Here is a 13,652-nt window from a genome sequence, read left to right on the forward strand (position 1 = left end):
AATAATCTGTACGTATTTTGGATTGAAATCTTTACTTGATGTGTTATCGTTGTGTCACCTCTTCGAGGAAAACCACTATCGCAAACGAGTTTTACAGGATCGCAATCATGCAAAAAGACGCGCTGAACAACGTACATATCACTGACGAACAGGTGTTAATCACCCCGGATCAACTGAAGGCGGAATTCCCGCTGAGCGTCGCGCAGGAAGCTCAGATTGAGCACTCTCGCCAGACCATTTCTGACATTATCGCAGGCCGCGATCCGCGCCTGCTGGTGGTATGTGGTCCTTGCTCCATTCACGATCCTGAAACCGCCATTGAGTACGCTCGTCGATTTAAAGCATTAGCGGAGGAGGTCAGCGATAGCCTCTATCTGGTGATGCGCGTCTATTTTGAAAAGCCACGTACAACGGTTGGCTGGAAAGGGTTGATTAACGATCCGCACATGGATGGCTCGTTTGATGTGGAAGCGGGCCTGAAGATTGCGCGTCGCCTGCTGGTGGAGCTGGTCAGCATGGGGCTGCCGCTGGCAACCGAAGCGCTGGATCCGAACAGCCCGCAGTACCTCGGCGATCTGTTTAGCTGGTCTGCGATTGGGGCGCGCACCACCGAGTCACAAACCCACCGCGAGATGGCGTCTGGCCTGTCTATGCCGGTTGGTTTTAAAAACGGTACCGACGGCAGCCTGGCCACGGCGATTAACGCCATGCGCGCCGCCGCTATGCCCCATCGTTTTGTCGGGATCAACCAGGCGGGCCAGGTATGCCTGCTGCAAACGCAGGGCAATCCGGACGGGCATGTGATCCTGCGCGGTGGTAAAGCGCCAAACTACAGCCCGGCGGATGTCGCGCAGTGTGAAAAAGAGATGGAACAGGCGGGACTGCGTCCGGCGCTGATGGTAGATTGCAGTCATGGTAATTCGAATAAAGATTACCGTCGCCAGCCTGCGGTTGCAGAATCTGTTATTGCTCAGATTAAAGATGGCAACCGTTCCATTATCGGCCTGATGATTGAAAGTAATATTCATGAAGGCAATCAGTCATCGGAACAGCCGCGTAGCGCGATGAAGCCCGGCGTCTCGGTCACCGATGCCTGCATTAGCTGGGAAACCACCGATGCGCTGCTGCGTGAGATCCACAAAGATTTGAACGGCCAGCTGGCGACGCGTCTGGCATAAGAGGGTAGTTATGGTTGCTGAATTGACCGCATTACGCGATCAAATTGATGAAGTGGATAAGGCGTTGCTGGACCTGCTGGCGCGCCGCATGGCACTGGTTGCTGAGGTCGGCGAAGTTAAAAGCAAATACGGCCTGCCAATTTACGTTCCGGAGCGTGAGGCCTCTATGCTCGCCTCCCGCCGTAAAGAGGCACAGGCGCTGGGCGTTTCACCGGACTTAATTGAAGATGTCCTGCGTCGTGTGATGCGGGAATCCTATTCCAGCGAAAACGACAAGGGCTTCAAAACTCTCTGTCCGTCGCTGCGTCCGGTGGTGATTGTCGGTGGCGGCGGCCAGATGGGGCGTCTGTTTGAAAAAATGCTGACGCTTTCTGGCTATCAGGTGCGCATCCTGGAAAAAGAGGACTGGCCGCATGCGCCGGAGCTCATTAAGGATGCCGGAATGGTTATCGTCAGCGTACCGATTCATGTGACGGAGCAGATTATCGCGAAACTTCCTCCGCTGCCGGAAGATTGCATTCTGGTGGATCTGGCGTCCGTTAAAAATGGCCCTCTACAGGCAATGCTGGCGGCGCACACCGGGCCCGTGCTTGGGTTACACCCGATGTTTGGCCCGGACAGCGGCAGCCTGGCGAAGCAGGTAGTGGTTTACTGCGACGGTCGTCAGCCGGAAGCGTATCAGTGGTTCCTGGAACAGATTCAGGTCTGGGGGGCACGTTTGCACCGTATCAGTGCGGTTGAGCACGATCAGAACATGGCGTTTATTCAGGCGCTGCGCCACTTTGCAACCTTCGCCTATGGTCTGCACCTGGCGGAAGAGAACGTTCAGCTTGAACAATTGCTGGCGCTTTCCTCGCCAATTTATCGTCTGGAGCTGGCGATGGTCGGGCGACTGTTTGCCCAGGATCCACAGCTTTACGCCGACATCATCATGTCGTCTGAAAATAACCTGGCGCTGATCAAGCGCTACTATCAGCGTTTTGGCGAAGCGATCACCTTGCTGGAACACGGCGATAAACAAGCGTTTATCGACAGTTTCCGTAAAGTGGAGCACTGGTTCGGTGATTACGCCACGCGATTCCAGAGTGAAAGCCGCACGCTGTTGCGCCAGGCAAATGACAGTCGCCAGTAATGCGATGATGTATATACTGAAAGCCAGCATTGCTGGCTTTTTTCATATAATGGGTGGATGTGGTTTATCAACCATTTAAATTATCACTAATAAAAACAGTAATTTAAAAAAGCTGTAACCATCTGGAACCGTTTCTAATACCCCGAAGTGTGGACGCAATGTGGACACTCCGGGGGGAGCAGAACCTACAGCGATATCCCTCCTGAAAGCGGATTCAATGCCACGGCATATTGCAGGTACTCCGGTGACAAATGCGCATAAGTCATCGTCTGCTGGATGTTTGCATGACCCAGTATTTGCTGTAATGAAATGATGTTACCCCCGTTCACCATGAAATGACTTGCGAAGGTATGACGCAAAATATGCGTTGCCTGATTTGCAGGAATATCAGGTTTAACCATCTTCAGCACTTTGCAAAAACTCACTTAATCGACGTTGAACAGATTCCCGCTGGTATTCTTCTTTATCAGCGATTCAAGCTCAGAAGAAATCGGTACAGTGCGCTTTTTTGCGTTTTTGATTTTCAGGAATGTCACGCGCCCGTTTACTATTTGTGCCGGTTTGAGTGTTGCCAGCTCTGACCACCGCCCGCCGGTACTAATCCCCAGCAGGGCAACCAGCAGATCCTCACCTGTAAATGACTTAAGCAGCAGCGCACTTTCTGCTTTGTTAAGGAAAGCCATTTCAGGGTTAGCCTCTGCCAATGGTGGCAAACCATGAACGGGGTGCACCCCAGCAAACTCTTAAAGTTGAATCAGCTTCGTGAACATGTCTGATACAAGAAAGAGGGTATACCGACAACGCGTGTCAGTGAGGGTAACGAATGTTATCGATTTAACTGAGTGGGTGGCAAATTATGTAATGTTGAGTTTCCAGTTGATGCTGGATGACGCCGACTGCGGTATGACAATCATGAACTGGAAAGAACTAAGCGAGAAGGGGCTGGTTTTCATAATTAATCACGAAATTTTACACCCGCCAGGGCTGGCTGTTGGATATGAAATGACTAACGGTGTTTCGGCTGGGGCTTCGTGGCTGATAACGGAGCCTGGCAATATTCAGACGAGCTTGTTGATGATGCTAAAAAAATGGGTGGTTAAAATGAGCCATACGCGAATAATGCCAGCACCGCCGGTGCTGAAATTTGCTTTCAGTGCCGGTGGTGTTGAACAACGAGCGCGGCGAGGCGTTAGCCTCTAAGTCGATAAAATCAGAGTCAGGAAAGTAGATTGAAGTAAAAACGTCCATTATGATGACCCCAAAGGTTAGCCCAAAAGGAAATTAGGACAATGAGCGTTGGATTAATTACGGACGAGCCAGGACGTTTCTACACCTTCCAGTCAACATTACCAGCCGGTGAATACTTCGAATTTCGCCCCCGCAATCCTCCACTGAATTCAAAACCCATTGTTGATGACGAAACCGGGATGTGTATTGGCTATTCAGTCTCTCAGGCTCCCGGTTTATGGCAGATTTATGATACCGACGGCATGTTTGTCAGGCTGGAAGAAGCGCCACTAGAAGCCCCCCTGATTGACCCAACAGACATCGTATTAATTGCCTTGGGTGCATTTCGTCTTTTTCGGGCTGGTAAAGCGTTACTGGAGAGTGGAGTTAAAACCGCTGTAACTGTGAGGCTCAGTGAGGCTACTATCAGCCTCTTACGTGGTCGGCTGAAAATGGGGTTATCTGCACGAACCCTTAAAATGACCGCAACTCCTGCTAAACATATGCTTAATCCCGCGCGATATGTGCCCTTGCAACTTCAGGAAAAAGTTATTCGCTACGGCAAAAGAACGCCTGATCCTCAAAAGGCTCAAGGTCTTTTTCGTTACGAATCTGAGATATATAAACTTGTTGAGAATCGGGCGAAAAAAGGAACCTATTATTATAAAAAATATATGATAGAAGTATTGGTGCGTGAGAAAGACTGGACAATAACTCATTTTTTATACAAGTGATGGGGGGAATATGATTGAGATAATTAGCGACAGGAAAATTTTACGGATTTCCCCCTTTGGGCGTGATAATACCCCTGACATACCAGAGTATGACTGGATACATACCTATGTGGAGTACGAACTACCCGAGCTTAAAACACAATATCAGGCATCCTTTAATGTCGGAGAGCTTAATGCTCTTAAAGCTAAACTCAGGGAGTTACATAGAAGTTTAGTTGATGGCACGAAGGCTCGTGAGGTGATTTTTGATAGCACAGAAAATCAGTTAAATCTTGTGTTTTCACCATCATCAACAGGGCGTGGGGTGCTTTTAACATTAACGCTAAGGCCGGAAAGTCCTGCTGAAAGCGTCGTAGTCAGTGATAGTCTTGGAATGGATGAAAGTTATTTTCCTGCAATACTTTCCGGGCTGGACGAAATCATTAATTGGACGAGTTGATTCACAATTTTAGATGTGCATGCATCAGTGGACGAGTTTGCATTCATTTTTTATTCCAGTTTTTGCCAGCCAGTGACAGCGCTGGTGCGGCTCAAAGGCGCAGGCCATGCGCGCCGCACAGGCAAGGAGCTGTATCATCAGTGCACAAACATCATTTGCAGTTGCACGTTCATCACCACTGAGACGGTCGAGAGCTTTATCGTTTCGCCGGGTGAAGTAGTACCAGCGCCGCCGCACCCGACGCAATCAGGCCAGCAACAAATCCACTGGATGTGACCAAAAGAAAGCCCTGCACATGGCAGGGCTTTTTCGATGCGTGGACGACGTGTGGACATCGTCAGAAACAAATCCTTTTGTTTCAGCCTTTTGCGTCTAAAATTAAAACAGCAATGCTGGCTTTTTTCATTTTGGGGAATTGTCATGGCTGAACCGCAGCTGCTGTTGAACTATACCGGGCATCTGCCCGAATGCCCGACGTGGAGTGCTGAAGAAAAGGCGCTCTACTGGGCGGATATTCTGGAAGGGGAGATTCATCGGTACCATCTGCCCACCGCGGAACACTCGGTGCTCTCATTCCATGAAGAAGTTGGGTGTTTTGCCCTGCGTGAACGCGGCGGATTTATCGTCGCGATGCGAAACGCCATCTGGCTGACCGATAAACACGGCCTGCTCCAGCGTAAGGTTTGCGATAACCCGTCCAACCCGCAGCTTGCACGCTTTAACGATGGAGGCACCGACCATCAGGGACGGTTTTATGCGGGCACGTTCTGGGGGCCGGGAGATTATAACGGCGCCATGTTGATGCGTATCGACAACGACCTGACACCGAAAGTGATCCAGTGCGATATTCAGGGGCATAACGGTTTAGCGTTTAGTCCTGACAAACGGTGGATGTTTACTTCTGATACGCCGAACGGTGTGATTTACCGTACGCCGCTTGATGAGCAGGGGGAACCCGGTAAGCGCGAAGAGTTTCGCCGTTTTAGTGAGGGAGACGGTATACCCGACGGAGCGGCAATGGATGAGGAAGGCTGCTACTGGAGCGCACTGTTTGACGGCTGGCGTATCGCACGGTTTTCACCGCAAGGCGTACAGCTGGAAGAATACCGGCTGCCGGTACGCTGCCCGACAATGGTCTGCTTTGGCGGCGACGATATGAAAACGCTGTTTATCACCACCACGCGGGAAAATATGGAGGCGGAGGAGCTGGCGAAATACCCGCTTTCCGGTGCCATCTTCACCCTGCCTGTAAATGTGGCAGGGATGAAGAAAAGCCGCTTTATCGAACATTAAGCCGGATCGACCGGGACCACGTTTTCGCTCGGATAGCAGCCCAGTACTTTCATGGAGCGTGTGATCTCGCCCAGTTCGCGCAGGGCTTTCTGCATGGATGCAGACTCCAGGTTGGCCTGAACGTCGAGATAGAACATCTCTTCCCACGGGTTGCCATGTATTGGGCGGGATTCCAGCTTCGTCATGATCAGGTTGTGATTACGCAGCACCAGCAGCGCTTCAACCAGCGCACCCGCCTGCTGGCCGGTCGCCATCAGCAGGGTGGTTTTCGCCGGGACCTGGTCCGACACGTTGATGGCCTTGCGGGCAAGAACCACGAAACGGGTGATATTTTGCGTCTGGTTGGCCAGATTGCGTTCCAGCACCTGTAAGCCATACAGCGCGCCGCCCGCTTCGCTACCGAGTGCCGCGACGGCAGGAGAGTTTGCCTGCGCCACTTTTTCCATCGCCGCCGAGGTGCTTTCGGTGTACTCAATTTTCCAGTGCGGATAACGGTTCAGGAACTGGCTGCACTGCTGGAACGGCTGCGGGTGGCTGTACACCGTTTCGATCTGACTCAGATCGGTTGAGCCAGAGACCAGCACGCAGTGATCGATAGGAATAGTTAGCTCACCGACCAGCGACAGGCTGGTGTGCTGGAGCAGATCGTAAACATCGTTGATGGCGCCGGAACTGGTGTTCTCAATAGGCACCACGGCGTAATCTGCCTGGCCGGTTTCGACCTGGTTGAAGATGTCTGCAAATTTTGCACAACCGCTCTCAATGAACTCTTCGAAATGACGGGCTGCGTACTGGCGAGCCGCCAGGTGAGAATAAGAACCTTTCGGGCCGAGGAAAGCGATCCGAGCAGAGTGCGGGTTGGTTTTGTTCAGATGCTGCTGGAGCAGGGCCTGTTGCGTCAGAACGGAATCTTCAATGATGAGCTGGAACAGGCGGGTGATGTAGTGGGCATCAAGATGATGTGCTTTGCCGAGCTGTATCAACCGTTCCAGTAAATCACGCTCGCGATCGATATCGCGCACCGGCCGATGAGAATCCAGCTTGGCTTTGCCCACTTCAATGGCGAGCGCGCGGCGTTCTGCCAGCAGGGCCAGTAACTTTTCGTCGAGTGCACTGATTTTTACGCGTAAATCCAGGAGCGGGTTTTCCGGTGTCATAGTGTTGTCTGTCTCATTTTATCGTTATCAATAAAAAAGGCCTCCCGGTGTGGGAGGCCTTGTTGTTCGTCTTCGCATTCTTTATCACACGACGAAACGCCTCCCGGTCAGGGGAAGGTAAAAAAGAATGCGAAGAAAAACGGCGTCTGTTTCATTAGGTCATCCTGAAATTGATAGGGTTAAAGTACCTGTACTGTTTTGATCCTGTCAATAAAAAACGCGCCCGAAGGCGCGTTGTCGGTACACTCAATTTAAAGGATTACTCTTCTTCAACTTCTTCCGCGAAGCTGGCGTCTTTCACCGATGTTGTGGCGCGACGGGCTTCACCTTTGTGTTGCACTTTATTGAGCTGCCGTTCCAGCTTGTTGATCAAATCATTAATTGCGGTGTACATATCCTCGTGTTTAGCGCTGGCGACCAGATGGCCGTTTGGAGTATTGATAGTTGCATCAGCGACGAAACCCTGCGGCTCCTTGGACAGGATGATATGTGGATTAATCAAATGTGTTTGCCATTTATCCAGTTTGGCGAGACGGTCTGCGACGTGCTGGCGGATTGCCGGAGTAATTTCCATTTGTTTACTGGTAATGTTCATTGTCATAAATTTTACCTCTTGTCTTTCCGTCTTGGTGATTCCAGCATACCCGACCTAATGTCAAAATGTGTGATTTAGATCACGTTATTTTGTCGGTTTTTGTCAGGGAATCTTTTTTGTGAGGCAGGGCAGGAAGAGGTGAGATTTACCTTGTCGAAGCCAGCAATTGCGGTCATAGTTGACTGGATGTGTTGAAGCTAAACCGCTTCAGCGTAAGTCTGAAAGAATAAAAAAACGGCAGCCTGCGGGCTGCCGTTATGCGTTGTAGCGGTATCAGGTGTTGCTGCTGTTCGCGGCAATGATTTTCGCCACTTTGTCAGCCTGAGCCGTCATCTGCATCTGGCGATACGCATTCTCCATCAGCTTCAGGCCATCACGCGTGGCCTGCGTATCCGGATAATCACGCAGCATGCCTTCTACACGGTTAACCACGGCAACCCATGCGCCACGGCGGGTGTAGTATTCCGCAACGGAGTACTCGTATTTCGCCAGACGATCTTTCAGGAACACCAGACGCTTAGTGGCATCGGTAATGTACTGGCTGTTCGGGTAGCTACGCACCAGTTTGGAGAAGTCATTGAAAGCATCACGCGCATGTTGCGGGTCACGGTCAGAACGATCCACCCCGAAGAAGCCCTGCAATGCACTGTCATCCAGCGCCATGTTAGTCAGGCCGCGCATGTACATCACGTAATCGATGTTAGGATGGGTAGGGTTCAGACGCATGAAACGATCGATCGTTGCCTGAGCCAGCGGCAGATCGGCATTTTTATAGTAGGCGTAGATCAGATCTAACTGTACCTGCTGTGAATACGGACCAAACGGATAGCGATTATCCAACGCTTCCAGTTGCGTTATCGCCTGTTTCCAGTTACCGTCCTGCAACTTTTGTTGTGCAGTCGCATAGATTTCATTCGGCGGATTGTCAGGGACCTGTTCATTCGAACCGGAGCAGCCCACCAAAGCCAGGCTCAACGTGGCCGCTGCCACCAGATATTTCATGCGCGTCATGACGTTTTGACTTTCCTCAAATGTTTGTCCGGGAGAAACTCAGTTCCTGCTCCCGATTAAGACCAGCTACAATAGCACACTATATTAAACGGCAAAGCCGTAAAACCCAACGTTAAACGAAGAAGCAGTTTATGGCACAACGAGTAGAACTCACCGCAACAGTCTCCGAAAATCAGCTCGGTCAACGCTTAGATCAGGCTTTGGCCGAATTGTTCCCTGATTATTCGCGTTCACGTATAAAAGAATGGATACTTGACCAGCGCGTGCTGGTAAACGGCAAGATCTGGGACAAACCAAAAGAGAAAGTGTTTGGTGGGGAAGCTGTCGCCATCAATGCTGAAATCGAAGAGGAAGTCCGCTTCGAGCCGCAGGATATCCCGCTGGATATCGTCTACGAAGATGACGATATTCTGGTCATCAACAAACCGCGTGACTTTGTTGTCCATCCGGGCGCGGGTAATCCTGACGGTACGGTACTTAACGCACTCCTTCATTATTACCCGCCGATAGCTGACGTACCGCGTGCCGGTATCGTTCACCGTCTGGATAAAGACACCACGGGTCTGATGGTGGTGGCGAAGACGATCCCCGCCCAGACTCGACTGGTGGAATCTTTGCAGCTGCGCGAAATCACCCGTGAGTATGAAGCGGTGGCGATTGGTCATATGACCTCTGGCGGCACGGTGGAAGAGCCGATTAGTCGTCATCCAACCAAGCGTACGCATATGTCCGTACACCCGATGGGTAAACCGGCGGTAACCCATTACCGCATCATGGAACATTTCCGTATTCATACGCGCCTGCGTCTGCGTCTGGAAACCGGGCGTACTCACCAGATCCGCGTGCACATGGCGCATATTACCCATCCGCTGGTGGGTGACCCTGTTTACGGCGGTCGTCCGCGTCCACCAAAGGGCGCATCGGATGAATTCATCTCCGTGCTGCGTAAATTCGATCGCCAGGCGCTGCATGCGACGATGCTACGTCTTTACCACCCAATCACCGGAATTCAGATGGAATGGCATGCGCCTATCCCACAGGATATGGTGGAACTTATCGACGCGATGCGCGCAGATTTCGAAGAACATAAGGATCACGTGGACTGGTTATGACCAAACTGATTGTCCCGGAGTGGCCGCTGCCTGAAGGCGTGGCCGCCTGTAGCTCGACCCGTATCGGTGGCGTGAGCCAGGGTGCGTGGGCGTCTTTGAACCTCGGTGCGCACTGTGGCGATAACCTGGAGCACGTCGAAGAGAACCGTAAACGCCTCTTTGCTGCGGGAAACCTTCCTTCAAAACCGGTCTGGCTTGAGCAGGTGCACGGTAAAGCGGTGCTGAAGCTTACGGGTGAGCCCTATGCGTCTAAACGCGCCGATGCTTCGTACAGCAATACGCCGGGAACGGTTTGCGCGGTGATGACCGCTGATTGCCTGCCGGTGTTGTTTTGTAACCGTGCCGGTACGGAGATTGCAGCAGCGCATGCGGGCTGGCGTGGCCTGTGTGAAGGCGTGCTGGAAGAGACCGTTGCCTGCTTCCAGGACGATTCTGCAAATCTCATCGCCTGGCTTGGCCCGGCGATTGGCCCGCAGGCATTTGAAGTGGGGCCTGAGGTTCGGCAAGCTTTTATGGAAAAAGATCCTCAGGCGGTTAATGCGTTTGTGGCATCCGGCGATAAATATCTGGCCGATATTTATCAGCTTGCCCGCCAGCGCCTTAATAATGTCGGCGTGACCCAGATCTTTGGCGGAGATCGCTGTACATTCACCGAAAAGGGTGATTTTTTCTCCTGGCGCCGTGACAAGACGACAGGCCGTATGGCAAGTTTCATTTGGCTGATATAACCTAAAGAATCAAGACGATCCGGTACGCGCCGTTTTCTTTTCACATAATTCAGGTTATTAACCTTGAATAATTGAGGGATGACCTCATTTAATCTCCAGTAGCAAATTTGACCTGTTATGGGAGGAGTTATGCGTCTGGATCGTCTTACTAATAAATTCCAGCTTGCTCTCGCCGATGCCCAGTCCCTCGCACTGGGGCACGACAACCAATTTATCGAACCTCTTCATTTAATGAGCGCCTTGCTGAATCAGGAAGGGGGATCGGTACGTCCTTTGTTAACGTCCGCTGGCATTAATGCTGGCCAGTTACGCACCGCCATCGATCAGGCGCTGAGTCGTTTACCGCAGGTAGAAGGTACCGGTGGCGACGTACAGCCGTCACAGGATCTGGTGCGTGTACTGAACCTTTGCGACAAGCTGGCGCAAAAACGTGGGGACAACTTTATTTCGTCAGAGCTGTTTGTTCTGGCGGCGCTTGAATCACGCGGTACTTTAACCGACCTGCTGAAATCCGCCGGTGCAACCACCGCTAATGTGACCCAGGCGATTGAGAAAATGCGCGGAGGTGAAAGCGTGAACGACCAGGGAGCCGAAGACCAACGTCAGGCTTTGAAAAAATTTACGGTCGATCTGACCGAACGTGCCGAGCAGGGCAAACTTGACCCGGTAATCGGTCGCGACGAAGAAATTCGCCGGACTATTCAGGTACTGCAACGCCGTACCAAAAACAACCCGGTGCTGATTGGTGAGCCTGGCGTCGGTAAAACCGCCATCGTTGAAGGGCTGGCGCAGCGTATCGTTAATGGCGAAGTGCCCGAAGGGCTGAAAGGCCGTCGCGTACTGGCGCTGGATATGGGCGCGCTGGTGGCCGGGGCGAAATACCGCGGTGAATTTGAAGAGCGTCTGAAAGGCGTGCTGAACGATCTGGCGAAACAGGAAGGCAACGTCATCCTGTTTATTGACGAACTGCACACTATGGTGGGGGCAGGTAAAGCTGACGGCGCAATGGATGCAGGGAACATGCTGAAACCTGCGCTGGCACGTGGTGAACTTCACTGCGTCGGTGCCACTACGCTGGACGAGTATCGTCAGTACATTGAAAAAGATGCCGCGCTGGAGCGACGCTTCCAGAAGGTGTTTGTCGCAGAACCAAGCGTTGAAGATACCATCGCGATTTTGCGTGGTCTGAAAGAGCGTTATGAGCTGCACCATCATGTGCAGATCACTGACCCGGCCATCGTTGCGGCGGCGACGCTTTCGCATCGTTACATTGCCGACCGTCAGTTGCCGGATAAAGCCATCGACCTTATCGATGAAGCGGCGTCCAGCATCCGTATGCAGATTGACTCGAAACCGGAAGAGCTGGACCGACTCGATCGCCGCATTATTCAGCTCAAGCTGGAACAGCAGGCATTGAACAAAGAGTCTGATGAAGCGAGTAAGAAACGCCTCGATATGCTCAACGAAGAGCTGGATGAGAAAGAGCGTCAGTATTCTGAGCTGGAAGAAGAGTGGAAAGCTGAGAAAGCCTCCCTCTCTGGCACCCAGACAATCAAGGCGGAGCTGGAGCAGGCGAAAATTGCCATTGAGCAGGCGCGTCGCGTAGGGGACCTGGCGCGGATGTCCGAGCTACAGTACGGCAAGATCCCTGAGCTGGAAAAACAGCTTGAGATCGCCACGCAGTCGGAAGGCAAAACCATGCGTCTGTTGCGTAATAAAGTGACGGACGCCGAGATTGCCGAAGTGCTGGCGCGCTGGACGGGGATTCCTGTAGCTCGCATGATGGAAAGTGAACGCGAAAAACTGCTGCGTATGGAGCAGGATCTGCATCAGCGCGTCATTGGCCAGAACGAAGCGGTCGAAGCGGTATCTAACGCCATTCGTCGTAGCCGTGCGGGGCTGTCCGATCCGAATCGTCCCATCGGCTCGTTCCTGTTCCTGGGGCCAACCGGTGTCGGTAAAACCGAGCTGTGTAAAGCGCTGGCTAACTTTATGTTCGACAGCGATGACGCGATGGTGCGTATCGATATGTCCGAGTTTATGGAGAAACACTCTGTCTCGCGTCTGGTCGGTGCGCCTCCGGGATATGTCGGTTATGAAGAGGGCGGTTACCTGACGGAAGCGGTTCGTCGTCGTCCTTATTCCGTCATCCTGCTGGATGAAGTGGAAAAGGCTCATCCTGACGTGTTTAACATTCTGTTGCAGGTGCTGGATGATGGACGCCTGACGGACGGGCAGGGAAGAACGGTCGATTTCCGTAACACGGTGGTGATCATGACCTCGAACCTGGGTTCCGATTTGATTCAGGAACGCTTCGGTGAGCTGGATTACAGCCATATGAAAGATCTGGTGCTGGGTGTGGTCAGCCAAAACTTCCGTCCGGAGTTCATCAACCGTATTGATGAAGTGGTCGTGTTCCATCCGCTGGGTGAGAAACACATTGCGTCGATTGCGCAGATCCAGTTGCAGCGTCTGTACAAGCGTCTGGAAGAGCGTGGGTATGAAATCCACATCTCGGATGATGCGCTGAAACTGCTGAGCGAGAATGGTTACGATCCTGTTTATGGCGCGCGTCCGTTAAAACGTGCTATCCAGCAGCAGATCGAAAACCCGCTGGCGCAGCAAATCCTCTCCGGGGAGCTGGTTCCGGGCAAAGTTATCCGTCTGGAAGCCAACGAAGACCGAATTGTGGCAGTGCAGTAAGTCACAAAACGCAAAAACGGGCCGCTTGCGGCTCGTTTTTGTTTAAAAACCAGGCAAGAATTAAGGTCTGAGATGTGTTTTGCCTGGAAAGTGAGCAGTCAGTAAATAATTTTCACTTTGCACTTGCAGCCTCAGAATAACTCCCTATAATGCGCCTCCACTGACACGGAACAACGGCACGCAAGCCGCCGGGTCAGCAGAGAAAAGCAAAATAAACGCTTGACTCTGAAGCGGGGAAGCGTAATATGCACACCCCGCGCCGCAGCGAAAACGTAGCGGCACTGCTCTTTAACAATTTATCAGACAATCTGTGTGGGCACTCAAAGTGACATGGATTCTTAAC

General features: G+C 52.1%; 14 protein-coding genes, 1 pseudogene and 1 other annotated feature. Of the genes and pseudogenes, 10 read left to right on the top strand and 5 right to left on the bottom strand.

Features of this window, described 5'->3' with window-relative positions:
* Positions 1–107 precede the first annotated feature (107 nt).
* Positions 108–1,178, top strand: a complete 1,071-nt coding sequence (aroF, locus tag ACOTZP_RS04810; protein WP_006811632.1) for a 3-deoxy-7-phosphoheptulonate synthase AroF — start codon at positions 108–110, stop codon at positions 1,176–1,178.
* A gap of 10 nt (positions 1,179–1,188) precedes the next feature.
* Positions 1,189–2,310 (top strand): bifunctional chorismate mutase/prephenate dehydrogenase, encoded by a 1,122-nt coding sequence (gene tyrA / locus ACOTZP_RS04815; protein ID WP_023298402.1) that lies wholly within the window; start codon positions 1,189–1,191, stop codon positions 2,308–2,310.
* Positions 2,311–2,495: 185 nt separating this feature from the next.
* Here tyrA and ACOTZP_RS04820 read toward each other — a convergent pair.
* Positions 2,496–3,086, bottom strand: a pseudogene (locus tag ACOTZP_RS04820) (tyrosine-type recombinase/integrase); the annotation flags it as partial.
* A 136-nt stretch (positions 3,087–3,222) separates the two neighbouring features.
* Between ACOTZP_RS04820 and ACOTZP_RS04825 the strand changes: the two are divergent.
* The 5 genes from ACOTZP_RS04825 (at position 3,223) to ACOTZP_RS04845 (ending at position 6,003) form a co-directional block, all read left to right on the top strand.
* Positions 3,223–3,510 carry a DUF7415 domain-containing protein gene (locus ACOTZP_RS04825; RefSeq protein WP_226862680.1) on the top strand — a complete coding sequence of 96 codons (288 nt, stop codon included), beginning with the start codon at positions 3,223–3,225 and terminating at the stop codon, positions 3,508–3,510.
* Between the two features lie 89 nt (positions 3,511–3,599).
* On the top strand, positions 3,600–4,271 hold the full coding sequence (locus ACOTZP_RS04830; RefSeq protein WP_023298400.1) for a hypothetical protein: 672 nt from the start codon (positions 3,600–3,602) through the stop codon (positions 4,269–4,271).
* 10 nt (positions 4,272–4,281) lie between these two features.
* Positions 4,282–4,710, top strand: coding sequence for a WapI family immunity protein (locus ACOTZP_RS04835; RefSeq protein WP_252065851.1), 429 nt, complete (start codon positions 4,282–4,284; stop codon positions 4,708–4,710).
* A 72-nt stretch (positions 4,711–4,782) separates the two neighbouring features.
* Positions 4,783–4,986, top strand: a complete 204-nt coding sequence (locus ACOTZP_RS04840) for an ogr/Delta-like zinc finger family protein (protein WP_071788728.1) — start codon at positions 4,783–4,785, stop codon at positions 4,984–4,986.
* 144 nt (positions 4,987–5,130) lie between these two features.
* On the top strand, positions 5,131–6,003 hold the full coding sequence (locus tag ACOTZP_RS04845) for an SMP-30/gluconolactonase/LRE family protein (RefSeq protein ID WP_063148614.1): 873 nt from the start codon (positions 5,131–5,133) through the stop codon (positions 6,001–6,003).
* Here ACOTZP_RS04845 and pheA read toward each other — a convergent pair.
* The 4 genes from pheA to bamD all read right to left on the bottom strand — a co-directional run bounded on the left by pheA (position 6,000) and on the right by bamD (position 8,766).
* Complete coding sequence (gene pheA, locus ACOTZP_RS04850; RefSeq protein ID WP_023306733.1) at positions 6,000–7,160, bottom strand: bifunctional chorismate mutase/prephenate dehydratase; 1,161 nt, start codon at positions 7,158–7,160, stop codon at positions 6,000–6,002. The genes ACOTZP_RS04845 and pheA overlap by 4 nt on opposite strands.
* A 30-nt stretch (positions 7,161–7,190) precedes the next feature.
* Positions 7,191–7,316: a sequence feature (Phe leader region), on the bottom strand.
* Positions 7,268–7,315 (bottom strand): pheA operon leader peptide PheL, encoded by a 48-nt coding sequence (gene pheL / locus ACOTZP_RS04855; RefSeq protein WP_100229775.1) that lies wholly within the window; start codon positions 7,313–7,315, stop codon positions 7,268–7,270. It overlaps the preceding feature by 48 nt.
* Before the next feature lie 103 nt (positions 7,317–7,419).
* The gene (raiA, locus tag ACOTZP_RS04860; protein WP_006811628.1) at positions 7,420–7,761 is read right to left on the bottom strand and encodes a ribosome-associated translation inhibitor RaiA; all 342 of its coding nucleotides are present in this window, start codon (positions 7,759–7,761) and stop codon (positions 7,420–7,422) included.
* Between the two features lie 267 nt (positions 7,762–8,028).
* Positions 8,029–8,766 (bottom strand): outer membrane protein assembly factor BamD, encoded by a 738-nt coding sequence (gene bamD / locus ACOTZP_RS04865; RefSeq protein WP_003863164.1) that lies wholly within the window; start codon positions 8,764–8,766, stop codon positions 8,029–8,031.
* Between the two features lie 131 nt (positions 8,767–8,897).
* Between bamD and rluD the strand changes: the two genes are divergently transcribed.
* From rluD to clpB, 3 genes are all read left to right on the top strand, one after another.
* A complete protein-coding gene (gene rluD, locus ACOTZP_RS04870) occupies positions 8,898–9,878 on the top strand; it encodes a 23S rRNA pseudouridine(1911/1915/1917) synthase RluD (protein WP_022649057.1) in 981 nt (326 codons plus the stop codon).
* Positions 9,875–10,606, top strand: a complete 732-nt coding sequence (gene yfiH, locus ACOTZP_RS04875; protein ID WP_023298396.1) for a purine nucleoside phosphorylase YfiH — start codon at positions 9,875–9,877, stop codon at positions 10,604–10,606. The genes rluD and yfiH overlap by 4 nt, the downstream gene beginning before the upstream one ends.
* A gap of 129 nt (positions 10,607–10,735) precedes the next feature.
* Positions 10,736–13,309 carry an ATP-dependent chaperone ClpB gene (gene clpB / locus ACOTZP_RS04880; protein WP_045308384.1) on the top strand — a complete coding sequence of 858 codons (2,574 nt, stop codon included), beginning with the start codon at positions 10,736–10,738 and terminating at the stop codon, positions 13,307–13,309.
* The last annotated feature ends 343 nt before the right edge of the window (positions 13,310–13,652 follow it).

Source organism: Enterobacter cloacae complex sp. SYL001, assembly GCF_049237025.1.
Lineage (GTDB): Bacteria > Pseudomonadota > Gammaproteobacteria > Enterobacterales > Enterobacteriaceae > Enterobacter > Enterobacter intestinihominis.

What these genes read in the sequence shown, in the direction of transcription:
- aroF (WP_006811632.1), top strand. Translation starts at nt 108, where the DNA reads ATGCAAAAAGACGCGCTGAACAACGTACATATCACTGACGAACAGGTG.
- tyrA (WP_023298402.1), top strand. Translation starts at nt 1,189, where the DNA reads ATGGTTGCTGAATTGACCGCATTACGCGATCAAATTGATGAAGTGGAT.
- ACOTZP_RS04825 (WP_226862680.1), top strand. Translation starts at nt 3,223, where the DNA reads ATGAACTGGAAAGAACTAAGCGAGAAGGGGCTGGTTTTCATAATTAAT.
- ACOTZP_RS04830 (WP_023298400.1), top strand. Translation starts at nt 3,600, where the DNA reads ATGAGCGTTGGATTAATTACGGACGAGCCAGGACGTTTCTACACCTTC.
- ACOTZP_RS04835 (WP_252065851.1), top strand. Translation starts at nt 4,282, where the DNA reads ATGATTGAGATAATTAGCGACAGGAAAATTTTACGGATTTCCCCCTTT.
- ACOTZP_RS04845 (WP_063148614.1), top strand. Translation starts at nt 5,131, where the DNA reads ATGGCTGAACCGCAGCTGCTGTTGAACTATACCGGGCATCTGCCCGAA.
- pheA (WP_023306733.1), bottom strand. Translation starts at nt 7,160, where the DNA reads ATGACACCGGAAAACCCGCTCCTGGATTTACGCGTAAAAATCAGTGCA.
- raiA (WP_006811628.1), bottom strand. Translation starts at nt 7,761, where the DNA reads ATGACAATGAACATTACCAGTAAACAAATGGAAATTACTCCGGCAATC.
- bamD (WP_003863164.1), bottom strand. Translation starts at nt 8,766, where the DNA reads ATGACGCGCATGAAATATCTGGTGGCAGCGGCCACGTTGAGCCTGGCT.
- rluD (WP_022649057.1), top strand. Translation starts at nt 8,898, where the DNA reads ATGGCACAACGAGTAGAACTCACCGCAACAGTCTCCGAAAATCAGCTC.
- yfiH (WP_023298396.1), top strand. Translation starts at nt 9,875, where the DNA reads ATGACCAAACTGATTGTCCCGGAGTGGCCGCTGCCTGAAGGCGTGGCC.
- clpB (WP_045308384.1), top strand. Translation starts at nt 10,736, where the DNA reads ATGCGTCTGGATCGTCTTACTAATAAATTCCAGCTTGCTCTCGCCGAT.